General features: G+C 46.8%; 1 pseudogene. It reads right to left on the bottom strand.

Features of this window, described 5'->3' with window-relative positions:
• Positions 1-269, bottom strand: a pseudogene (locus EKM70_RS11305) (type I restriction endonuclease); the annotation flags it as partial.

The following is a 269-nucleotide window of genomic DNA, read 5'->3' as shown; positions in this document are numbered from 1 at the left end:
GGCCGTAAGAGAATTAGGCTTTGCCGCTCTTGGTCGATGACCGTATATTCACTGACCATTTTGTGAGCCATGGGAATATTAAGGACTTGGCGCGTGAACGCTAAGCCGTTTTCCACGGGGTGATTATCCCGCGTCCGCCAATTAAACAAAAAGGCTTTATTGAAATGATCCGGTTCGGCATTCGCAAAATACGCCGTACTATCCGGCGTCATAATCACAAACATTTGCAACAGCGAGTAAATTCCCGTATATTTACCTTCCTGCGCGTA

This window comes from Levilactobacillus lindianensis (genome assembly GCF_003946095.1).
Lineage (GTDB): Bacteria > Bacillota > Bacilli > Lactobacillales > Lactobacillaceae > Levilactobacillus > Levilactobacillus lindianensis.
Note: the sequence above shows the minus strand (reverse complement) of the source record. Positions and strands in the feature narration are given on the sequence as shown.